This window comes from Algoriphagus aurantiacus (assembly GCF_035156405.1).
Taxonomy (GTDB): Bacteria; Bacteroidota; Bacteroidia; order Cytophagales; family Cyclobacteriaceae; genus Algoriphagus; species Algoriphagus aurantiacus.
Genome location: NZ_JAXRUT010000006.1, coordinates 13403 through 35311 on the forward strand (window position 1 = coordinate 13403; position 21909 = coordinate 35311).

General features: G+C 33.5%; 23 protein-coding genes. 19 read left to right on the forward strand and 4 right to left on the reverse strand.

The genetic code is table 11. From position 1 onward, the window contains the following. Positions 1-2 precede the first annotated feature (2 nt). The gene (locus tag SYJ56_RS07810; RefSeq protein ID WP_323833191.1) at positions 3-989 is read right to left on the reverse strand and encodes a glycosyltransferase family 2 protein; all 987 of its coding nucleotides are present in this window, start codon (positions 987-989) and stop codon (positions 3-5) included. A 393-nt stretch (positions 990-1382) separates the two neighbouring features. Here SYJ56_RS07810 and SYJ56_RS07815 point away from each other — a divergent pair, with 393 nt between their 5' ends. Then, complete coding sequence (locus SYJ56_RS07815; RefSeq protein ID WP_323833192.1) at positions 1383-1661, forward strand: hypothetical protein; 279 nt, start codon at positions 1383-1385, stop codon at positions 1659-1661. A 96-nt stretch (positions 1662-1757) separates the two neighbouring features. Here SYJ56_RS07815 and SYJ56_RS07820 read toward each other — a convergent pair whose 3' ends face one another. After that, a complete protein-coding gene (locus SYJ56_RS07820; protein ID WP_323833194.1) occupies positions 1758-2264 on the reverse strand; it encodes a DinB family protein in 507 nt (168 codons plus the stop codon). A 166-nt stretch (positions 2265-2430) separates the two neighbouring features. Between SYJ56_RS07820 and SYJ56_RS07825 the strand changes: the two genes are divergently transcribed. After that, entirely contained in the window at positions 2431-2796 is a 366-nt protein-coding gene (locus SYJ56_RS07825) for a DUF2200 domain-containing protein (protein WP_323833195.1), read from the forward strand. 121 nt (positions 2797-2917) lie between these two features. Next, positions 2918-3334, forward strand: coding sequence for an NAD(+)--rifampin ADP-ribosyltransferase (gene arr, locus SYJ56_RS07830; RefSeq protein ID WP_323833197.1), 417 nt, complete (start codon positions 2918-2920; stop codon positions 3332-3334). 63 nt (positions 3335-3397) lie between these two features. Here arr and SYJ56_RS07835 read toward each other — a convergent pair whose 3' ends face one another. After that, positions 3398-4348, reverse strand: coding sequence for a TerC family protein (locus SYJ56_RS07835; RefSeq protein WP_323833198.1), 951 nt, complete (start codon positions 4346-4348; stop codon positions 3398-3400). Positions 4349-4530: 182 nt separating this feature from the next. Between SYJ56_RS07835 and SYJ56_RS07840 the strand changes: the two genes are divergently transcribed. From SYJ56_RS07840 to SYJ56_RS07850, 3 genes are all read left to right on the forward strand, one after another. Continuing rightward, the gene (locus SYJ56_RS07840) at positions 4531-4875 is read left to right on the forward strand and encodes a hypothetical protein (RefSeq protein WP_323833199.1); all 345 of its coding nucleotides are present in this window, start codon (positions 4531-4533) and stop codon (positions 4873-4875) included. Between the two features lie 70 nt (positions 4876-4945). Beyond that, on the forward strand, positions 4946-5437 hold the full coding sequence (locus tag SYJ56_RS07845; protein ID WP_323833201.1) for a hypothetical protein: 492 nt from the start codon (positions 4946-4948) through the stop codon (positions 5435-5437). 48 nt (positions 5438-5485) lie between these two features. Continuing rightward, positions 5486-7144, forward strand: coding sequence for an SLC5/6 family protein (locus SYJ56_RS07850; protein ID WP_323833203.1), 1659 nt, complete (start codon positions 5486-5488; stop codon positions 7142-7144). Between the two features lie 175 nt (positions 7145-7319). On the opposite strand, the gene smc is transcribed toward SYJ56_RS07850, so the two are convergent. After that, the gene (gene smc, locus SYJ56_RS07855; protein ID WP_323833205.1) at positions 7320-10859 is read right to left on the reverse strand and encodes a chromosome segregation protein SMC; all 3540 of its coding nucleotides are present in this window, start codon (positions 10857-10859) and stop codon (positions 7320-7322) included. Between the two features lie 158 nt (positions 10860-11017). On the opposite strand from smc, the gene SYJ56_RS07860 reads away from it, so the two are divergent. From SYJ56_RS07860 to SYJ56_RS07920, 13 genes are all read left to right on the forward strand, one after another. Next, positions 11018-12346: a tyrosine-type recombinase/integrase gene (locus SYJ56_RS07860; RefSeq protein WP_323833207.1), complete on the forward strand. Its 1329-nt coding sequence runs from the start codon at positions 11018-11020 to the stop codon at positions 12344-12346. A 70-nt stretch (positions 12347-12416) separates the two neighbouring features. Next, positions 12417-12944, forward strand: a complete 528-nt coding sequence (locus tag SYJ56_RS07865; protein WP_323833209.1) for a hypothetical protein — start codon at positions 12417-12419, stop codon at positions 12942-12944. 119 nt (positions 12945-13063) lie between these two features. After that, a complete protein-coding gene (locus SYJ56_RS07870; protein ID WP_323833211.1) occupies positions 13064-13912 on the forward strand; it encodes an NUMOD1 domain-containing DNA-binding protein in 849 nt (282 codons plus the stop codon). Positions 13913-14191: 279 nt separating this feature from the next. Continuing rightward, complete coding sequence (locus SYJ56_RS07875; protein WP_323833213.1) at positions 14192-14647, forward strand: phage terminase small subunit P27 family; 456 nt, start codon at positions 14192-14194, stop codon at positions 14645-14647. Continuing rightward, positions 14647-16257 carry a terminase large subunit gene (locus tag SYJ56_RS07880; RefSeq protein WP_323833215.1) on the forward strand — a complete coding sequence of 537 codons (1611 nt, stop codon included), beginning with the start codon at positions 14647-14649 and terminating at the stop codon, positions 16255-16257. Before SYJ56_RS07875 ends, SYJ56_RS07880 begins: the two co-directional genes overlap by 1 nt. A 21-nt stretch (positions 16258-16278) precedes the next feature. Beyond that, positions 16279-16806 (forward strand): phage holin family protein, encoded by a 528-nt coding sequence (locus tag SYJ56_RS07885; RefSeq protein ID WP_323833217.1) that lies wholly within the window; start codon positions 16279-16281, stop codon positions 16804-16806. Between the two features lie 8 nt (positions 16807-16814). Then, positions 16815-17186, forward strand: a complete 372-nt coding sequence (locus tag SYJ56_RS07890; protein WP_323833219.1) for a D-Ala-D-Ala carboxypeptidase family metallohydrolase — start codon at positions 16815-16817, stop codon at positions 17184-17186. A gap of 129 nt (positions 17187-17315) precedes the next feature. Then, positions 17316-18542 (forward strand): phage portal protein, encoded by a 1227-nt coding sequence (locus SYJ56_RS07895; RefSeq protein WP_323833220.1) that lies wholly within the window; start codon positions 17316-17318, stop codon positions 18540-18542. Continuing rightward, the gene (locus SYJ56_RS07900) at positions 18535-19155 is read left to right on the forward strand and encodes an HK97 family phage prohead protease (RefSeq protein ID WP_323833221.1); all 621 of its coding nucleotides are present in this window, start codon (positions 18535-18537) and stop codon (positions 19153-19155) included. Before SYJ56_RS07895 ends, SYJ56_RS07900 begins: the two co-directional genes overlap by 8 nt. Positions 19156-19242: 87 nt before the next feature. Continuing rightward, positions 19243-20475: a phage major capsid protein gene (locus tag SYJ56_RS07905; protein ID WP_323833223.1), complete on the forward strand. Its 1233-nt coding sequence runs from the start codon at positions 19243-19245 to the stop codon at positions 20473-20475. Positions 20476-20582: 107 nt separating this feature from the next. Further along, the gene (locus tag SYJ56_RS07910; RefSeq protein WP_323833225.1) at positions 20583-21107 is read left to right on the forward strand and encodes a head-tail connector protein; all 525 of its coding nucleotides are present in this window, start codon (positions 20583-20585) and stop codon (positions 21105-21107) included. A 2-nt stretch (positions 21108-21109) separates the two neighbouring features. Continuing rightward, a complete protein-coding gene (locus SYJ56_RS07915) occupies positions 21110-21439 on the forward strand; it encodes a head-tail adaptor protein (RefSeq protein WP_323833227.1) in 330 nt (109 codons plus the stop codon). Next, positions 21439-21909: an HK97-gp10 family putative phage morphogenesis protein gene (locus tag SYJ56_RS07920; RefSeq protein ID WP_323833229.1), complete on the forward strand. Its 471-nt coding sequence runs from the start codon at positions 21439-21441 to the stop codon at positions 21907-21909. Before SYJ56_RS07915 ends, SYJ56_RS07920 begins: the two co-directional genes overlap by 1 nt.

Sequence of the window (21909 nt, forward strand, 5' to 3'; positions counted from 1 at the left end):
AGTTATAAAACGATTAATTCCTTGTTTATCAACAGTTCATGGATGTCTCTGCTGACATCTTCGATGCTCTTCCTTCCTTGCTTTCTCACCATGAGATCTCTTATTTTTTTTCTAGAGCTCCTGATTTGCTGTTTATGCATCTTCAAAGCGGAATAGGATTTCAAGATCCAGAATTGACCCAAGAGCACTTTTGGTAAGACTTCCAGAAAAAGTAGGTAGAGTTGCCAGCGCTTTACATCCTTACGATCAATATGGATGGCATGGAAAAGCATCCTGTTGCGGAAATAGATCTCCTTGATTTTGGTCTTTTGGAAATAGGTTTTGGTAGTATGAGAACCTAAATGAATGCATGTTGCCTCATGCTCGTAATAGCACTTCCATCCGAGTTTCCATGCACGTATGCTTAGATCCAGATCCTCAGTATAGAACGGAGAGTATATTTCATCAAACCCTTCAAGTTCAAGTATTTTCTGCCTATCCACCAGACAGTTTGCTCCTGAAAGAAACGTGGTGGGTATATTATTAGAAAAAGGACTTTTAGGATGTACTTGCTTGTCCGATTTCAGCTTGAATCCGTTGAATCGTGGAATTTTGGCTGCTACTTCAATTTTTAATCCCGTTCTATCAAGAATTTTACCCATTACACCAAAGGTGTTAGAGTCTTCAAAATAGGGGATGAGCTTCTCTAGATAGTCAGGCATTAACTTGACATCCGAATTCAGCAAAAGGACTAAGTCATGCTTTGCTTTCAAGATTCCGATATTACAGGAATAGGAAAAACCCTTATTTTCCGGATTTCTAATGAGGGTAATATCAGGGTGTTCTTGTGTCAGAAATAGTACTGAGTCGTCAAAAGAAGCATCGTCCACAACGATTATTTCATAGTCGCAGTCGGTATTTTTCAGAGCCTGAAAAGTGAAAGGCAAATAGTTTTCAAGGAGATCCTTGCCGTTAAAATTCGGCAGGACCACAGAAATGGTTTTACTCAAGATAGTAGTGGTTTAGTCGTTGTGTAAACGCGCAATATCCTCCATTCGCTACAAGTAATTTATTTTTTTATCAATCCATTGAAAATAATGTAATGACCATTAGGATTTAAACCGAAGAATACAAAGTTGAAAATCAGCTATTTGCTTTTAGTGCTCTTGAATAATTAAAAAAGCAGGAGATTTTTTTTTTTATAAAAAAAAATTTCAAACGGGAAGGATAGGGAATAAAGACTAAGAAAACCCTATTCGAAAATAGCTTGAGCATAAGTTCTTATTAGCTTTTTCATTAACCAAGAATAAATAGAGCAGTCAGACTTTTGGGTTTTATTGTATTTGATAATTATTGTATATTAAGTCGTTAGTAAACTACTATTAACCTAAAAAAACTGAACCATGGATAAATTAGAAAAATTGGAAATGATGGATAAAATCCTGAGGGAATTTGAAGATCTGAAAAATAGCCAGACTTCCGTTTTGAAAAAAATATCCAAAATCGAGGCGGATAATATTAACCTGGGAGTGGGATTGCTGGAAAAGAAGTTGCCGGATATGTGGCAGAATGTCGATAGCAATCTGGCTTTAGTTACATCCTTAGAGGAAGAGTTCCAAGCTTATCGTGATAAATTCTATAGCGACAACAATCTCAAGGCGTTGCAAGAAGATGCCGGGTAGAAATAAGCTTTTCTTAATTAAACTAATCAAAAAGTCTTTATGAGAGTAAGGACTTTTTGCATTTGTACACATGATGTTTACCCTCTCACTTTGGATTTATCTAGCTATTAAGATTTTCACCGTCACCAGCAATTGCCCGAAATGTCTCTGGCAATGCTCGGCAGCATGGAATAGCAATCCACCTACAGTGGAAGGCAATTGTGCTCTTCCTACTCCACGAAAATCTTGCAATGTATTGACATCGATAGCATAAAGAAAATCCAAAAATTCTGAGATCTGATTGTCCAAGTTTGCCACAAGAATTTCTGTAGTCAGCGACGTGTTTGCCAAGCCTTCCTTTTTCAAATACTCGAATTGCAGCTGATCTAAAGTCTCCGCTTTGGCATAAGTAATCATTCGATCGATCACTCCTGAGATATGCTGAAGATGGAAACCAGGAGAAGCCATCCCCGCTGGTCTTTCCCAAAGCAAGTCAGTAGGAAAATCCCTCATCAATTTATGAATATCTTCTTGCGCCTGTAAAATAGCATGTACCACAGGTTGCAGTTTCGGGGGATAGCCAGGTATTGGACCTCTTAACCAAACTTCGGGTTGAGATTTCATTAATTATAAATTTAAAACAAAAATAGAGTGCTAAATGAACTTAAATGTCTTTTCTGGCTTTAAAATTAGCCACTCCTCCTATTTAAGTTTTTTTAGAAATCAACTATTTTTAATGAATCCACAGGGTGTTTCTTAACAAGAAGATTCAATACCTAAATAAAAAGCAATGAAGACTACAAGCACACATAATGAGCGGATGTCAAAGATGACCTTCTCCTCAGTATATCCGCATTATTTATCAAAAGTTGAGAAGAAGGGCCGGACTAAAGAAGAGTTACATCAAGTGATCGAATGGTTAACCGGTTTTGACGAAAAAAAGCTGCAAAAACTCATTGAGGAAAAAGTGACATTTGAAGTGTTCTTTCAACAGGCTAACCTACACCCAAATGCACATTTGATCACTGGCCTGATCTGTGGATATAGAGTGGAAGAAATCGAAAATACCTTGACGAAGCAAGTCAGGTATTTAGACAAGCTTGTGGATGAATTGGCTAAAGACCGTAAAATGGAAAAGATTTTAAGAGTGGGATAAGTTGAGTTTCACTTTTTAAATCAAGTTCAAATGCCAATAGTTTGGTTACTTTATGGTCTACATGTAAAGCCCGCAAAACTATTGAGTATACTATTCCTGAATTTAAATCAACGAGCATCAAATGGGATCAATTGAAAGCGATACTTCTCAGACTTTTTATCACGGGACCAAAGCAAATCTCAAAATTGGAGACCTGATCAAGCCCGGCTATAATTCCAACTATGGAAAGATGAGAAAAGCCTCTTTTGTGTATCTAACAAAAACTTTGGATGCTGCTATCTGGGGAGCTGAGCTTGCCTTGGGTGAAGGGCGTGGTAAAATATATATTGTAAATCCGACTGGAGCAATTGAAGATGATCCTAATTTGACGGACAAAAAGTTTCCCGGCAATCCAACCAAATCTTACCGTACAGCATCTCCAATTAAAGTTGTCGGGGAGGTCACCGATTGGAAAGGGCATCCCCCAGAGCAGCTCAAAGCCATGAAGGATCATTTGGAGCAGCTTAAGCAACTTGGAATTGAAGCTATTGAGGATTGAGAAATAGTGTGAACTTTTCCTTGCATTTTTCAAAAAAAGCTAGTTACACTTCTCAGTAAGATTTCACGACTTGGAGAAACGTGAAAACGGGGTGAACATGGATGCTAAAATCCCCCCTATAAGAGATAGTCCAATGATGGCTAAAGAAAGCCACTCAGGTATTTCTACGTGATGTGAAAAGATCATTTTTAAGCCAACAAATGTCAAAATTACCACGAGACTGTAATTGATAAAGCGGAATTTGTTTAGCATACGGGAAATAAGAAAGTACATTGACCTCAATCCCAAGATTGCAAGGATGTTAGAGCTAAAGACGATAAAAGGATCAGCCGTAATAGCCAGGATAGCTGGTATGCTATCCAGAGCAAACAGGATATCGGTAAGCTCTATGATAATCAGCGACATAAAAAGAGGTGTGGCGACCCGAATCCCTCTTCTGTTGATAAAGAATTTATCGCCATCCATGAAGGCTGTGAAAGGAATTACTTTTCTCAGTTTTCTAAACACAAAAGAATCCTTAGGATTGAACTCAGAGTCATCTGATCTCAACATTTTATAAGCAGTGTAAATCAGGAAGGCACCAAAAACATATATAATCCAGTCAAACTGATTGATGAGTGCAACACCAAAAACTATCATGAGTGCCCGGAAAATAATTGCACCCAAAATGCCCCAAAACAGTACCCGGTGCTGATAAATATCCGGGATACTGAAGGCCTTGAAAATAACAGCAATCACGAAGACATTATCTATACTCAAAGACAACTCGATTAAGTATCCGGTAAAATATTTTAGAACCGCTTTGTCTGGGCTTAATCCAGTAGGGTTGGTAATAAGTCCCTCTGAAAATATCCACCAGATTACCCCGGAAAATGAAGTGGCTACCAAAACCCAGATTCCGGTCCAAATAGCTGCCTCCTTTGATTTGATGACGTGTGCTTTTTTATTGAATACCCCCAGATCGAGCGCGAGAAATAATAAAATGCAGAATATAAAGATTATCCAGACGCTCATACTAAGATTGATGTTTTAAATAATTGGCGAAAGTATATAAAAAGGGGGTATTCACAACCCTTTATATTTAATCGGTTTGGCAAAATTGGCCTGCCTAAAATTTATTATTTCTGTGTGAGTGAAAACCGCTTGCAAATTGATTTTTTTTAAAGCTAACTTTGAATTTTAATTCTGATACAAAAATGAAAAAACAGCTGATAGCATACCTTCTGGGCCTAATATGGCTGGTAAGCTTATCTGCTATTTTTTTAGTATCGCCCCAGTCGGATTTGGCAAAGATTGGCAAAGAGAGACACGAAATTGTACAGGAGGTAACTTCTCAGGAAATTCTTCCATTAATTTCCAGCGACACTCCCAAGACCCCTTCTTTTGTTATTGACTGGAATCTATGGTCAAAGTTCAATTCGGAGTGGATTTCTTTAAAATATGGATTAAAGGACACCTCTCTTTTCTATTCATTTTTCAAAAAGTCATTTGCATTATTTGATGTGAAAGTGACTTTTATCCATTTTTTCCATCCTTGGTAGGATTAGATAAAATCAACTGGCCGTCTCATCGGCCCTAGTTTCATTTTATTTCTAATCCAATTATACACACATGTTCGAAATTGATCCTGTGACATTACTTATGTCATGCTTACTTATGTGCGCATTCAGCGTACCGTTCATTAGTCATGGACTTAAAAACAAAAAGAAAAACAACCTTCTGATAACCCAATTGAATGAGTTGGCGCAGTCTATCGGAGCCACTCCGACAGAAATAGATACTTGGAGACATCGATATGCAATAGGAATAGATGTGAACCAAGGTATATTAACTTATGTGCGTCATGGAGTAGATGCCGTAAATCAACGCTTGGAATTAGCGGATTTCAAGAAAGTCAACTTGATAAAAAACTATCAGGCAACTACTGAAAAACCAAAGCTCCACCAGCTTCCGGAATATGTTGCTCTAGAGCTCATTCCAAAGGCTTCCGACACAAATGCTATTTCCTTGGAAATCTATGATGCAGAACAGTATTCAGATTTGCTTGGAGAGACTGTATTAGCTGATAAGTGGCTTGAGCTAGTGAAAAATCAATTAAAATAACTTGGTATTGGGTGTCCTATTGGGCACCCATTATTTTTCTTACTTCATATGGGAAAGCAAAACGAATCCTGGGGCTCAAGAACAGGTTTGATCTTAGCAATGGCTGGAAATGCAGTTGGACTTGGCAACTTCCTGCGATTTCCAGTGCAAGCCATTCAGAATGGTGGAGGAACTTTTATAATTCCATACCTAGTCTGTTTTGTGGTCATGGGAATTCCTCTACTGTTCACTGAATGGTCCATCGGTAGGTTTGGGGGTAAACTTGGCAATCACAGCACGCCATATATCCTCGGATCCATGAGTAAAAGTAGCTGGTGGAAGTATATCGGGGTATTTGGGATATTCACCAACATCGCGGTGGTAGCATACTATACGTATATAGAATCCTGGACTTTTATCTATGTGATTCACACAGTTATTGGCACATTTACAGGCATGTCCCAAGATGAGGTGAGTAATTTTTTTGTACACTATGTAAATCTAGACGGTGCAGATTTTGGGATTGCCTACTTACCTGTTTTGATCTACCTACTCGTTTTAGGGATCAACATCTACATCCTTTCCACAGGATTGGGAGGAATAGAGAAAGTAGCTAAAATTGGTATGCCACTTCTGATTCTTTTTGGTGCAGTGCTCGCTTACAAGGGCTGGACTATGGGAGCCGATTATGCATCCGATTCGTTCCCCAATGCAAATGCCTGGGATGGGATTAACTTTCTCTGGACGCCACAATATACTTCGCTGCTTGACCCTAAAGTCTGGCTCGCCGCAGCTGGACAGATTTTTTTCACCTTATCTGTTGGGATGGGTTCCATCCAATGCTATGCATCTTATTTAAAAGAGAACGAGGATATTGCTTTGAATTCCCTGACTTCAGGATTTACCAATGAAATGGTCGAAATTGTACTTGGAAGTGCGATCGTAATCCCAATAGCAGCGGGCTTTCTTGGCTTAGACTGGGTGATAGAAAATGCCGGATTCGGAATGGCTTTTCAGACGATGCCCTATCTCTTCATGCAGTGGGGAGAACTATTCGGGACATTAGCTGGGCTATGTTGGTTTGGCTTATTATTCTTTGCTGGAATAACCTCTTCATTAGCAATGGGAACTCCCTGGATGGGATTTATGCAGGATGAGTTCGGATGGGGAAAAGTAAAAGGAGCTATCTCATTTGGTGTTCTTGCACTACTAATGGGATTACCGACGATTCTATTCTATCAATATGGATATTTTGATGAATATGATTATTGGGCTGGAACAGTATCTCTAGTGGTATTCGCACTGCTCGAAATGATTTTATTTACTTGGGTATTTGGAATGCAAAATGCCTGGACAGAACTGAATCGTGGTGCTGATATCAAGATCCCGGCAGTATATAAGTGGATCATGAAATATATTACTCCTGTATTATTAATGCTGGTTTTGGCAGCTGCATTGATTACACCACATGGCAATGATTGGGTAGCTGCTTTCTCTGGGTTGTTTGAAGGAGAAGGATGGAAACTTGACCCGAGCTCTTTGATTTCCAAAGTTTCCCATGAAGATCTGAAACTACTCCAACTCGAAGATCCACAGAACGGGGAATTCTATAAAAAGAAGATTTTCTTTTCAACTCTCGCTAGAATCCAATTGGTAGCCTTGTTTGCGTTAATTGCACTCATTGTATGGTATTCAGGGCTTAAACGTAAATCAATAAATCATGAATAGTTCAGCATTTATTCTATGTATAGTCGTGCAACTTACGGTTGTCTTGGCTACATGCTATTGCTTTTATCTGGTTTTGAAGAAGCCAGGTATAAAGTGATCATTCTACTTTCACAAGTAATTCAATTGATCCATTAATCTGCTATGGGCAAAAACAATGTTTTGGAAAAAAATGAATTTATACCAACTCTCTCAAATCCACAGGAACCACTCTAGAAACTCCTGCTTCTATCATGGTAATCCCATAGATAATATCGGTACTGGCCATAGTGCGCTTGTTGTGAGTCACTATGATAAACTGGGATTCTCCACTGAATTGTTGGATTATCTGGTTGAACTTGTCAATATTGGCATCATCCAATGGTGCATCAACCTCATCAAAAATACAGAAAGGCGCAGGCTTCAGTAGATAGATAGAAAAGAGTAGGGAAGTAGCCGTCAGGGTTTTTTCACCACCAGAGAGTTGGTTGATACTTAGTGGACGCTTTCCCTTTGGCTTCGCCAAAATTTCTATTGCCGATTCCAGTGGATTACTAGGATCAACCAACGTCAGATCACAATCATCTTGCTCAGTAAATAAGGAACGGAATACCTTGACGAAGTTTTCTTTGATCTTTGCAAAAGCATCTAAAAACGTCTCCCTCGCAACTAAATCTATTTCTTTGATCGTCGTCAGCAAAGATTCTTTAGCCTTTATCAAATCTTCTTTCTGTGAACTGATAAAGTCATAGCGAACCTTGATTTCATCATAGGCTTCCATGGCCATAGGATTGATGGGGCCGATTTTCTCCAATTTTTCTTTTTGCTTACGTACCAGTTCCCGAAGTTCCTCCTCCCTGAAGTCCGCGAATTCCTGATCTATTTCTGGATTTTCATCCATGAGTTCGTCCAGATCCAATTCGAATTCTACACTGAGTCTTTCCTTCATTCCAGCCATTTTCAGTTTGATTTCATTCACTGCATTCTCCAGTTCATGAATCAGCTGATCAAAGCTTTCCTTAGATTTTTGGAAACTTCGGATCTTTTGATCTGTCTCATCTATCAGTCCTCGTGAAGCATAGTAGTCTTTTTCTGCTTCCTGAACTCCCTTTTCTATTCCTTCTTTCTCAGCATACAACTCGATCAGTTCATCATCTTTTACTTCATTATTATCCAATAGGGATTTGATTTCGGTATCCAGTTGGGAAAGTTCTGTTTGTGATTTACCTATTCGTTCTTTTGAGCCATCATAAGCAGTCTGCTTGAATTCTATCTCTTGATCCAAACTCGTCACTCTGTTCAGATGCTGATGATACAAAATATTTTCAGCGTTGAATGACTGGGACTTTTCGGAAAGCAGCGCAGATTCCCTTTCATAGGTCTCGTTGAGCTCTTCAAGTTCATCATGCATGGCTTCGAACTCAGCCCGCTCGTCAAAAAGCTGAGGCTGAATCTCAGTCAAACTTTCTTCAATAGAAGCGATTCTGTCCAGAATATCCTCCCGCTTATTAGCATTTGAGCTGAGCAATTCGGCAAGTTGCTCTTTCTTGGTGCGTACAGATACAAAATCCTGATTGATGGAATTGATCTTATTCTGCCATTCTTCCAATGTCTTTTTGTAGCTGATTTCTTTCAGCTTCATCAGATCAGAAAGCTTGTTGTCCAGATTATTTCTGGTACTGCTGACTTTTTTATTCAGTTCCTTGATTTCCTTGTCCAGCTTTTCAAGATTCTTGGCTCTACCAATTCTTTTTCCTTCGAAAAGCCCTACAGAACCACCAGAAATACTGAATTTACGTTTGGTGTATTTTCCGTTTTCAGAGATGAAAACAGCCTCTGTATCCTGCGGAAAATCCCGGTGCTCGCCTTGTACGATGTACACATTGTCCAGAATAAAGTTGATCAAGCGTGAATACTTGATATCAAACTCTATAATTTCTGTTGCGGCGATAGCATTGGAAAACAGCTTGTTCTGACTTGGTTTAAAGCGCTCAAAATGCTCTAAAACAAAAAAATTGGCTTTTCCCCGTGCCGAATCACTGAGTAGTTGAATAGCGGAAATAGCCTGAACTTCAGTATCCACTACATAGTAATTCATGTAGCTGTCTAAGTAATTCTCAATTGTTACCCGATACTTTTCAGAAGTGGTCAGTAGATCTGAGAGGAGCGGCACATCCTTACCCCAACTTGGATTTTTCTTTAGGAATTTGATGGCTTCCGGAAAACCTTCTAGGTTCTCGACCAAAGACTTGGTGAGGTTGTATTCATTCGTTTTTGAATCGAGTTTTCTGGATGACTGTGTCAATTCTTCCCGAATCATTTCGATCACACGATTAGTATCTTCAATCTTTTGATCAAGATCTTCCTGTTTAGCTTTTAACTCCTCATAGCCTTTAGTTGACTCATCGAGTTCAGCTTTCAGCACAATCAGTTTCTCTTCGAAATCCACCAAACTGGCTTCCTGTGAGGAATCATCGCTGGAAGTTCTTTCCAATTCCTGCTTGAGCGTAGACAGCTGAATTTGTTTGATTTCTATGTCTTTACTGAGCTGATAAACTTTCTCTTTGAGTGTTTCAAAATTTTGATTGATCTTCTTTTGAGCCTGTTGCTTCTCAGATTGAATTGACTTTTGGTTTTCGTAAGCTTCTCTAAGTTCGGAAACGACCATTTCCTTTTCGGCAAGCATTTTCTCTGCTGACTCTTTCTCCTGTTGAAGGGAGCGAATACTGAAACCAGCACGATCATTTGACTTGCGGTCAGCATCAATTTGTTCCCGCAATTTCTGCGATCTGTCTTCCAGAAATCTCAGGCGTTCATTCTTGATTTTCTTCTCTGACTCAAACGAACGGATTTTATTTACGTGCTCATTAAGCGCTTTCTGCCGACTGGAAAGTAGCTTTTCCTTTTGAATCAAATCAGCTTTCAGTTGGCTTAGAAGAGCTTCCTGATCCGCTACCTGAGTCTGAAGCTGCAGCTTTTTATCTCCTTCTTCCTGTATTTTAAGATTGGCTTCTATGAGTGACTTACTGTATTTCTCTATGCTTTTTTTTGCCAAATTGATACTCGCCACTCTGTAGTCCTTTTTGATTTCAAAGTACTTAGAAGCCTGCTTTGCCTGCTTTTCCAGACTTTTTAGATTCTTTTCTATTTCAAAAAGCACATCTTCTACACGGTCTAAATCATCATCCGTATCCTGAAGTTTTCGGAGCGTTTCTTTCTTTCTGTTTTTGAATTTGGAAATTCCGGCAGCCTCCTCAAATAAATCCCTGCGGGAATTGTTCTTGTCATTTAGGAGCTCATCGATCATTTTCAATTCGATGATTGCGTAGCTGTTAGAATTGATCCCCGTGTCCATGAAGAGATTGGTGATATCCTTCAGGCGGCAGGTAACTCCATTGATCTGGTATTCACTGTCTCCAGACCTGTAGTAGCGACGGGTTATCGTGACGTAAGTATATTCAGTAGGAAGTAGGTTTTTGGTGTTTTCAAAGGTTAGGGATACTTCTGCAAGATTGGATGCTTTACGGTTTTTGGTTCCGTTAAAAATCACATTCTCCATCTTATCGGAGCGAAGCATACGGGTTTTTTGCTCACCTAGCACCCAGCGTATGGCATCGACCACATTGGATTTGCCACAACCATTAGGCCCAACTACACCAGTGATTCCCTTGTCGAAGTTAATCACCATTTTATCTCCAAAACTCTTAAACCCTTTGATCTCCAGCTTACTGAGCAGCATCCTTTTGAATTTGTCTTAATTAATCAAACAAAATAAATAATCTTCAAATAAGGTTTAAATGGCGTTTAAAGACTGATTTTAGCGACCTTTTTAACCCTTTTATTACACTTTTCATTACCTTTGAATCATACGGAATCAGAAACCTAATCCAGAAACTAATGAAAGCCATATTCTTTATCAAAGATGCATCAAAAAGCAATCTTGAACCAAATTCAATCGTACTAAGATTTTATTTGAAATCCAAGAAATACAAGGTAAAAGGATTAGGGATAAAATGCTGCAAAAAAGATTTCAATCAGGAAGAACAGAAGATTAAGCGGTCTAATCAATTTTATCAGAAATACAACAAACGTTTAAATTTCATTGTGAATGAGCTTGAAAAGATTGAAGAAAAAAGAGAAATAATACCAGAAGATATTGATTTGATTGTAGAAGCTTCAATCAAAGATATGGATATAAAAAAAGTAATTAGTAACAGTGAGAATTTAAAGATGTTAATTACTAAATATGTTGAATCACTTGATGTAAGTAATTATAAAAAAAACACCAGAAATAATTATATAAATGCTTTATTAAAAGTAGAACGATTTGAAGCATATAATAATGTAAATATATCAATTACTGATTTATTGGAAAATATTACATCATTACAAGAAGAAATTATTAATTGGTGTAGAAATGTTGAAGGTAATAAAGATTCATCAATTAAGATGTTTTTCAATAATTTAAATACTTGTATTATATATTATAATAATAAAAATAATAAAAATATACCAACTTTTAACCATAAGGATAACAACTATAAGATAGAAGAAAAAGAGATAATTTATTTAACCAAAGATGAATTATCCAAACTTTACAATTTTGTTTATAATCCAAATGAGGAAATGCAAGGAATGAAAAGACCTGAAGAAAAACATCTGAAATATGTAAAATATTTTCTTTTCAGATGTTTCTGTGGAATGAGAGTATCAGAAATGCATTCAAATAATATTAACCCTCAAAGATTAAATCCTTTTACAAAAGATTTAGAAGCAAGACCACTATTGGTAAATAAAGATTTGAATTTCAGCTATTTTGCTACTAAAAATAATAAGATTGTAAAAGTTCCATATATTGGAAATTATTTATATGATATTGCAAGAAGTTTAGATTGGGATTTTCCAGATTTAACAGTTCATAAAGATTTAATGAAACAAATTAATAGGGAGCAATACATTGTTGGGAAAGTATTAAAAATGATATATGGTGATAATATTAGAAAGATAGAAACAATGAGTAATGGTAAATATTATTATAAAAATCTTTCTGAATGTATTTCATCACATACTGCTAGAAAATCATTTGCTTATATTATCTATAATATTAATAAAGATATTCTCCAAGTTATGAATTGTTTGGGTCATTCAAGTATTGAAGTTACTAGGAAGTATTTAGGTATAGAATATGATAATAAATCAATTGAATCATTTAGATTGGATTTGTAAATTATTATTAGATAAAATTAAATTTAACAAACTTTACTAGTATTTATATAAACAACTAACTTAAAAAAAAATGAAAAATCTAATCTTATTATTACTATGTATGTTTTCTATAAATGTAGAAGCACAAGAATTACAAACAGAATATCTTCAATTAAATAATGGTGCATTTGTTTATCAGCGAATTTTTGAATCAGAAGATTTTCCTAATGAAATAACTATTTCGGCTATTAAAATTATAAACAGTACAGAAAATGCAACATCTGCTGAATTAGTACCAATGGAAGTTGAATTTAAAAAATATGGTTATAAAGACAGGATGGCAATGTTAATGCCTATTGCTAATGGATCTAATCTTTATGGTAATGTAGTTATAGAAAGAAAAGATAGTAGAATTAGAGTTACTATAAGTAATCTTAGATTTCATAATGCAGTAGGTAATCAAATATTTGGAGGTATAGGAGATACAGAGCCAATAGAAGATTATATTTTAAATGGAAAAGGCAATGTAAGAAATGGTAATACTTTTATAAAAGCACTTGATTCAATTGAAAAAACATTATCGGATAAATTTATTAATACTGTTTCTTCTGATTGGTAATAATAAATAATTCCTATATAATATAAAACCTATCAAATAATCCTGATAGGTTTTTTTATGTTTAATTTATAGTGATTTATATATATTCAATATATATTTGTATTTATAATAAAGTGAATATGAATACTGAAATATATAATTATGTAAATCAACATACCAAAAAGATTAAGAACAAAGAAATGATTGATGATACTATACAAGATGTATTATTAATCATTATAGAAAAGGGTTTAATTGATTCTGAATTAACACCTGAATTAAAGAAAATAATACTTGGTGTGATTTGGAATGTTAGCCATTCAAACTTTACGAATGAAGAAAGAAAATATCAGCAAATATCAGAAGATTTTGATGTACCAGATTCAATTGATAGTAACACCAATAGTAAATCCAAATTAGAGGCTATATTCCCAAAGCTAAGGCGACATATTATTAATAAGTATATGAAGAAGGGAAAAGACATTACACCCTTTAAATGCTGGTATTTATTCTATTTGGGTTATTCACCAAAAGAGATTTCAAATAGACTTGATGTAACTAATGAAGAAGCATCAATAAAAGTAAGATTGGTAAATAAAATCATTAAAACCTTTGTCACTGGAATATCAAGTAATCAGCCACTTTATCAATTAAACTATTACTATAAACCAATTAAGCTTTTTAATAATGTAAATGAAGCCTCTAAAGAATTAGGAATCAAACCAAATAGTATATATCAATGTTTAAGAAGTAGCCGTATAAGAGTTAAAGAAATCAATTCTACTTTTATTTATAAAACTGAATATGATTCTGGTAGTTACTCCAAAGTAATACCAAAGTTTGAAATATACAAGAATGATAATTTTATTGATGTATTCTATTCCTTAACTGATACAGCAAATTATTTTGATTACTGTATAGCTTGGACTAAAGAAAAGATTGATAGGAATGAAGATATAAAAGGTTATACAGTAAAGTATTTTTATTAATTAATTTTTGATTTGATTTAGATAACACATACTAATACTATGTGTTTTTTTTATTTAATTTTTTCTTGCTCTATTCTTTTTATTACCACAAATGCATCTGGAAGCGGTAACTAGGTTAATAAAGTATTCTTTTTTGTGAATATTTTTTGAATAAAATTATTTAAAGGGGTAGGGGGTGTAATTGTTTGATTATCAATTTCTTATGAACCACTCCCCCTAGGGAGACACACGTTATGTCATTTTTTAGGGTAAAAAACCCCTTCTATGATTTTTTAAAATATGATTCCAAACGAAATAAAGCAGTTAAACGGCACTTACAGAGCAGACAGGGATAAGAACAAAGATGTAAAATTTGATTCAATAGAGTCAATGAAAGTGCCTGTTTTTCTAAAAGGGGAATCAAGGAAGAATTTCAAATTACTGGTTGATCAATTAGGGATTAATGGGTATGATGTGCTTACCTCATTAGATGCACCTGCTTTAACTCTTTTGGCTGATGTATATGGTGAATATATCACAGTCACCAAAACAATTGAATCTGAAGGTTTGATTATTGAAGATTATAATAACAGGGGGAAACTTGTTAAAAAATTAAGTCCATTAGCTTCTTACAAAAGAATGTTATTCAATGACATTGCAAGACTATTAAAAGAATTTGGGATGACTCCAAGTTCTAGAAACAAGGTAGAATTTAAACCAGCTAATGAAAGTAAAGAAGATGAGTTTAATTTTTAATGAATAATTATACTGTAGACTTTTCGAGAATTGATCTTACCAAATATTATTACGATAAAGAGGAAGCAGAAAGAGCAATTAGATTTATTGAATTATACTGTAAAATTGTAGATGGAAATAAAGCAGGACAACCATTACTATTATTAGATTGGCAAAAAGAATTAATTAGAGCTTTATTTGGATATAAACATATATCAACAGGATTTAGAAAGTATAGACAGGTTAATTTACTGATTCCAAGAAAAAATGGTAAAACTGTATTTAGTGTAGCTATTTTATTATATGTCCTTTTATGTGATAATGAAGAATTTGCACAATGTTATTTTGCAGGTGCAGACCGTGAACAAGCACGTTTAGCAATTGACGTATTAAAGGCAATGGTAAGCAAGCAACCTAAATTCCAAAAGGTATTAAAGGTTCTGTTGAATAGTGTATCATATCGAAAAACAAATTCTTTTGTTAAAGTTATATCCAGTGATGCAAATACTAAACACGGGTACAACACCCATTTTGCCCTTATTGATGAATTACACGCTCATCAATCAGATGAATTATACCAAGTATTATCAACTTCAGTTGGTAGCCGTTCACAGCCAATAATTTTTACAATCTCAACTAGTGGATCTGATAAAAATCATATCTGTTATGAACTCTATGATTATTCCAAAAAGATTATTGAAGGTGTAATTGAAGATGAAACTTTTTTGCCTTTTATTTTCGAAGGGAATCCAGAATTACCCATTGATGATTTGGAGAATCTTAAACTTGCCAATCCTTCAATAGGTGTTGGTGTAAGCCTTGAATATCTTCTAACTGCTGCCAATAAAGCTAAAGCAATTCCAACGCAATTAGAGGCGTTTAAACAGCTTCATTTGAATCTTTGGGTTGATGCTGCTACAGCGTTTATTAAATCCGCTCAATGGGACGTTTTAAAGGCAGAATACACAGATGAAGACTTGGAAGGTGAAGAATGTTTTATGAGTTATGATTTTTCAGCTAATAAAGATTTAACTTCTATAAACCTTTTATTCCCACCTACTGAGACAAGAAAAAAATTTAGGACTTTATCTTATAATTTTTTGCCTATGGATGCAGCAATTGAAAAAAGTAACATTTCGGCTGGGCGGGTTTTTTTACATTGGGGTGATGATCCAAAAAATAATTTATTTCTAACAATCAAAAAAACAACTGATTTTGATTTTGTATTGGAAAAGATTATTGAAATCAATGAAAAGTTTAAAATCAAACAAATCACATATGATAGATTTCTAGGTAATTATATGAACCACGAAATAAGTAAAATTGTGGATTGTGAGCTTGTTGAATTCAATCAAAATTTTAGATCATTTTCACCTGCTACAAAAGAGCTTGAAAATATGGTACTAGAAAGGACATTGGAACATAATGATAATAAAGTGTTAAGCTGGTGTATAAGCAATGTAAAGGTTTTGCAAGACAACCACGAAAACATTAAACCTATAAAATCCAAGTCAAGTGACAAAATAGATTCAGCAATTGCCTTATTAATGAATGTAGGACAATATTTGAATTCTTTAACTGAACCAGATGAAAACGAATACTATGATGGTATAGGTTTTATAATGGTATAATTTTTTAATCTAATAAATGAAATGTATGGATATACAAGTGGCAGTGAATTAATCAAAGCAATTTTTAAAAATGTTGATAATGAATGGGTAATTAAGATTTTATTTCCATTAATAACAGTAATTGATTTAATATTTAATTTTTTATTTCAATCAGTAGGGGCGATATATTTTTTAATTGTTCTTTATGTGATTGATTTTTTAACAGGTGTAGCAAAATCAATAATGTATTCTTTAAAAATCAGAGGATTAAAGAAACAAAATCTTTCAATTCCAAAAGAGCTAGAAGATAAGAAATTAGTATCAAAGAAATTTCCTAGATTTTTATTAACTCTATTGGCTGCTTTAATGCTATTGTCATTAGTCAAATTTGCTGCTATACATTCAATTATATTTGTTCCTTTATACTCTATATTTTATTCTACATTTCTTGGACAAAATATTTTAAGTATATGCGAAAATCTAGCAGAAATGAATTTGGTGCCATACAAATTTGTAACAATAATCAAAAGAAAAATTACAGACTATAATAGTCAAACAAAGAAACAATAATTTTTTATATGCAATTAACATCAAATTTCGCATTATCAGAATTTACTTGTAAATGTGGGTGTACTTTTCCAGATGAATTAATTAATAATATTAATGAATTGGCAATCAATTTACAGTTAATCAGATATTATATCAAACTTCCAATCATTATTAATAGTGGTTATAGATGCCCAAAGCATAATAAAAATGAAGGTGGTAAATCTAAATCAAAGCATTTAACGGCAATTGCTGCTGATATAAAGGTAAAAGGTTTGACACCAAAGCAATTAGCCGTAATCATTAAAGAAATGATGAATGAAGGGATAATTAAATCTGGTGGGTTGAAAGCTTATAGGACATTTGTACATTATGATTTTAGGGGTAAGTATGTAACTTGGTAATTGGTTAACCACAAATTGATATTAAATAAGTAACTATTATAATGAAGGGGTTATTTTTTGTTTAGTAGTTGTGGTTATATTTTTTTAAGTAGTTCAAATTAAATGCCCCTTCATTTTTAATTTAATTCTATGTCAATATTAAGTAACATTAATAATATTTTTTCATCATTCAAAACAACTTTAGGAACTGGTTTTTACTCAATTGATGCACCACAAAATGAAATTATTCTTAATGCATCAACCATTAAATCAATTACGGCCTATACCGCTGGTGTTAATTCTATTGCAAATTCAATTGCTTCTATTCCATTTAAGTTAAGACAATCAAAAGATTATATAAATTCTGATTTGAATTATTTGGTAAAAGACAAACCAAATAAATTTCAAACTGCATATCAATTTAAAAGAGCAATATTAAATGATATGTTATTTAGGGGTACTGGTTTTGCATTGATTGTGAGAGATGAAAATTCAGGAGAAATTTTAGAAATAATTCCTGTTGATTATGATAAAGTAACTGATGCAAAAATCGTAGATAATGAATTGTATTATATAATTAATTCCCTTCCAGTTCATAATGATGATTTATTAGTATTTAAAAATTCTGGTAATGGTGCATTTGGTATTGATCCATTAACGGTATTTGCAGAAACATTGGGTATTAGTTTATCCTCAATGAGGTATACGAAAAGGAATTTTGAAGGTGATGGAAGTAATATAAAAGGTGTAATTACTACTGAAGATAGATTAAAAGAAAATCAAAAGGAAGAATTTAGAAAAAGTATTCAAGCTAATTATACTGGTAGTAATTCAAAATCATTATTGGTATTAGATAAAGGATTTGATTTTAAACCTGTATCACTTTCACCTGATCAAATCAAATTGATTGAAACAAGAAATATACAGATTGCAGAAGTAGCAAGGATTTTAAATGTACCAATACAAATTGTTGCTAGTGAAACACCAAGTAATTATAACTCAATAGAGGGGCAACAACTAGATTTTTATAAAAGAACATTAAGCCCAATTATATATATGATTGAGGCTGAATTAAAACATAAACTATTAACTAGAACTGAAATTAAATCAGATTATTATTTTAAAGGTTCAATTGAATCTTTATTACGTGGTGATAGTAAAGGAAGGGCAGAATATTACAAACAGTTATTTTATTTGGGTGCAATTTCACCAGATGAAATAAGAAGTTTAGAAGATATGCCACAAGAAATTAATGGTGATACATACGTACAAGCAAATTTAATTCCTAAAAATATTGTAAATAGGTTTTGGAGTTCTAAGGCTGCTTTGGAATATGCAAAAGCTGATGAAATAGAAAATAAAATTGATAATGAATAAGGAAATAAGAAATATAGAAGGTGTTGAATTTAGAGCCATTGAAGAAGATGGTAAAAAATATATTGAAGGTTATGCACTTAAATTCAATTCTGAATCAAAAGATTTAGGTGGATTTAAAGAAATAATTGAAACTAAATCAATTAATGAGAATACAGATTTATCTGATGTAGTGGCCTTATTTAACCACTCTAATAATTATGTATTGGCAAGAAAAAATACTGATGTGGATACACTTGAATTAACTGTTGATACTGAAGGTTTGAAATATAAATTTGAAGTTGATGAAGAAGTAAGTTATATAAAAGATCTTCATAGGAATATCCAAAAGAAAAATATATCCAAATCTTCTTTTGCTTTTTATTTACCTCAAGATGGTAGTGGTGAAAGATGGGAGAAAGTAGGTAATCAATATTATAGATATATAACCCAATTCAAAAAAATATCTGATGTTTCACCTGTTACAAATCCAGCTTATGACAGTACTTCAAGTATGGTTAGAAGCTTTGAAGATGTTAAGAAAGAATTGGATAAAGATGTTGCTGTAGAAGTCAAAGAAGAAATTAAAGGTAAGAGTGAAGATTGTGATTATAAATATCATAGTCTTAAAAAATAATTACCACATATTATATTTTTTAAAGTAAATATATTAAAGGGATATTTTCCCAAAATTAAATTAGAATAATTAATAATTTTTTATAAAATGAAAAGTACTGAATTAAAACAATTAAGAAGTCAAAAGCTTATTTCTATGGGTGAATTGATTGATACAAAAAATGCTGAATCCAGAGAATTCAATGAAACTGAAAAAGGTTCATTTGATAAATTGGATGGCGAAATTAGAGATTTAGATTCTAAAATTGAAGCTGCTGAAAAGGAAGAAAATTATAAGCTTAGAATGGCTAGTAATGCACCTTCTGTAGTTGCTAAATCAACTGAAAAATATTCATTGTTAGGTCATATCGAAGCAGTGAGAAGCGGAAAAGTATCTGGTGTATTTGCTGAAGCACAAGCAGAAGGTGAAAGAGAGCTTAGAGAAGCTGGTGTTGCCATCAATTCTAATGCTGCATATATTCCTTCTAATTATAGAGATTTTAGTGTAACTGGTGATTCAGGGGCTAAAGGTGGAAACACTGTAAGCACTGAGGCAAAAGGAATAATTGAATCCTTATTTGAAGGTTCATTACTTGACAAATTGGGAGCTTCTAAAATGCTTGGATTAGTTGGTAATGTGAAAATGCCAAAAGGCGGTAAAGTTGTTTCTAGCTGGGTTACTGAAAATGGTACTATTGCTAAATCTGATCATAATATTGGATCTGTAGATTTGACACCAAATAGACTAGCAACCAGATTAGCAGTAAGCAATCAATTATTGGTTCAATCTTCTAGCTCTGTAGATGCTTATTTGAGAAAAGAGATTGAAAAATCAATCCAGAAAGCATTGGATGAAAAGTATTTAGAAAATCTTTTGGCTGCTTCTGATACTCAAGCTGTAGTAATGGGTACTAATGGTGCTGCTTTGACTGTTGCCAAAGTTCAGGAATTTGTTTCTAAAGCTGGTAAAGCTGAAGTTGATATTGCAAATGCTAAATACCTAATCAATTATAATGTTTGGGCTGCATTGAAAGCATTGGCAAAAGCTTCAGGATCTGATAAATTTATGTTGGAAAACAATCTGATTGATGGAATGCCTTTCGTGGTATCAAACAGAGTTCCTTCTAACCTTACTAAAGGCACAGGTACTAACTTGTCAGCTATGGCATTTGGTGATTTCTCTAGTGCAATTGTTGCTGGTTGGGGAGCTGTTGAAATTGTTGTTGATCCATATACAGCTTCTGGTGATGGTCAAACAATCTTGAATCTAGGTTCTTACTTCGATCTTAAAGATTCTCATTTCGAGGGAAAATCAGTTTCAAAAGATATTGTAGCTGTTTAATCAATAGATTATATTTTTTAATAAGGGTGTACATTAATTGTACATCCTTTTTTTATGCCACAATCATATTATTTAGAAGTAATTATACTATAATCCATAATAGTATAATGATTCAAGTAATAGAACTATTGACAGAACCAAAATTGGTAACTCTGGAAGAAGCAAAAAAACATCTAAGATTAAATAATAGTAGGGAAGATACCACTATTAACAGTTTGATTATTACTGCATCTTCAATGGTGGAAGAATTTATTGATAGAACTATTTTTTCAAAGAAACTTAAATTGACTTCAAAATATAGTCCGTATTATTATTTGGGTAATTATATTGTTGATACTGTTGAATCTGTTAATCTGTACTATAAAAATGAATTGGTTAAAGAAGATGCTGAATTTACCCAAACTACACACACTGTAAATGTAACAGAAACGATTGATTTTGATTATGTAGAAATTATATATTCAATTAAAACTGATTATCCAGTAATACCAGAATCCTTTAAACAGGCTGCATTACTTTACATTGGTGATCTATTCAATAATAGACAAGAAATAGTAATAGGCAGAACGGCATTTAATTTAAATGTGGTTGATAGAATTCTTAGACCTTATACAAAAATGATATCATTATAATTATGTACATAGGAAATTTTAATAGATTAATCCAGATTCAACAACCATTAACAATCAAAAATTCTTTTGGTGAAGAAATAATTTCATGGGAATTGTTAGAAGATGTATATGCAGAAAAATATGATAAGTTGGTAAGAAATGAAAAATTTGAAGCTAATCAAAAAATTGGATATGAAGAATCTATTTTTTCAATTTATTATATAGAGGGTGTTAATTCTACAATGAGAATATACTCAATAGATGATGATAAATATTTTGAAATAGTAGGGGTGAAAGAAATTGGATTTAAAGAAGGATTACAATTAATGGCATATATTAAAGATAATTTCTAATGAATAATTTTGACATTGATTTAAGAGGTGAAAAAGAATTGATTGCTCAATTGAAAAAATTGAATAATAAAATGGCTGTTACTGAAATCAAGAAAGCATTAAGAAAAGCTGGACACAAAATAAAAACAGCCGTCAAATCAGAAGCACCTATTGGAGAAAGTGGAGAATTAAAGAAATCAATCAAGGTTTTTGCTGATGGTTCATATGGTTCAAAAAACGGTGCATTGATTAGAGTGGGAGCAGATAGGAAGATTGCACCACACGCCCATTTAGTGGAGTTTGGAACAGAAGAAAGGGAGTTGAATAAACCCAATACAATCAGGCTTGCCAGTGGTGAATATTTCAGAATAACCCATACTGGAAAGATGCCAGCAAACAATTTTTTTGAACGTGGTTATGAATCAAGTAAAAATGAAGCTATTGATATTTTTACCAATGAAATTAAAAAAGTAATAAATAGTGCAACGTAA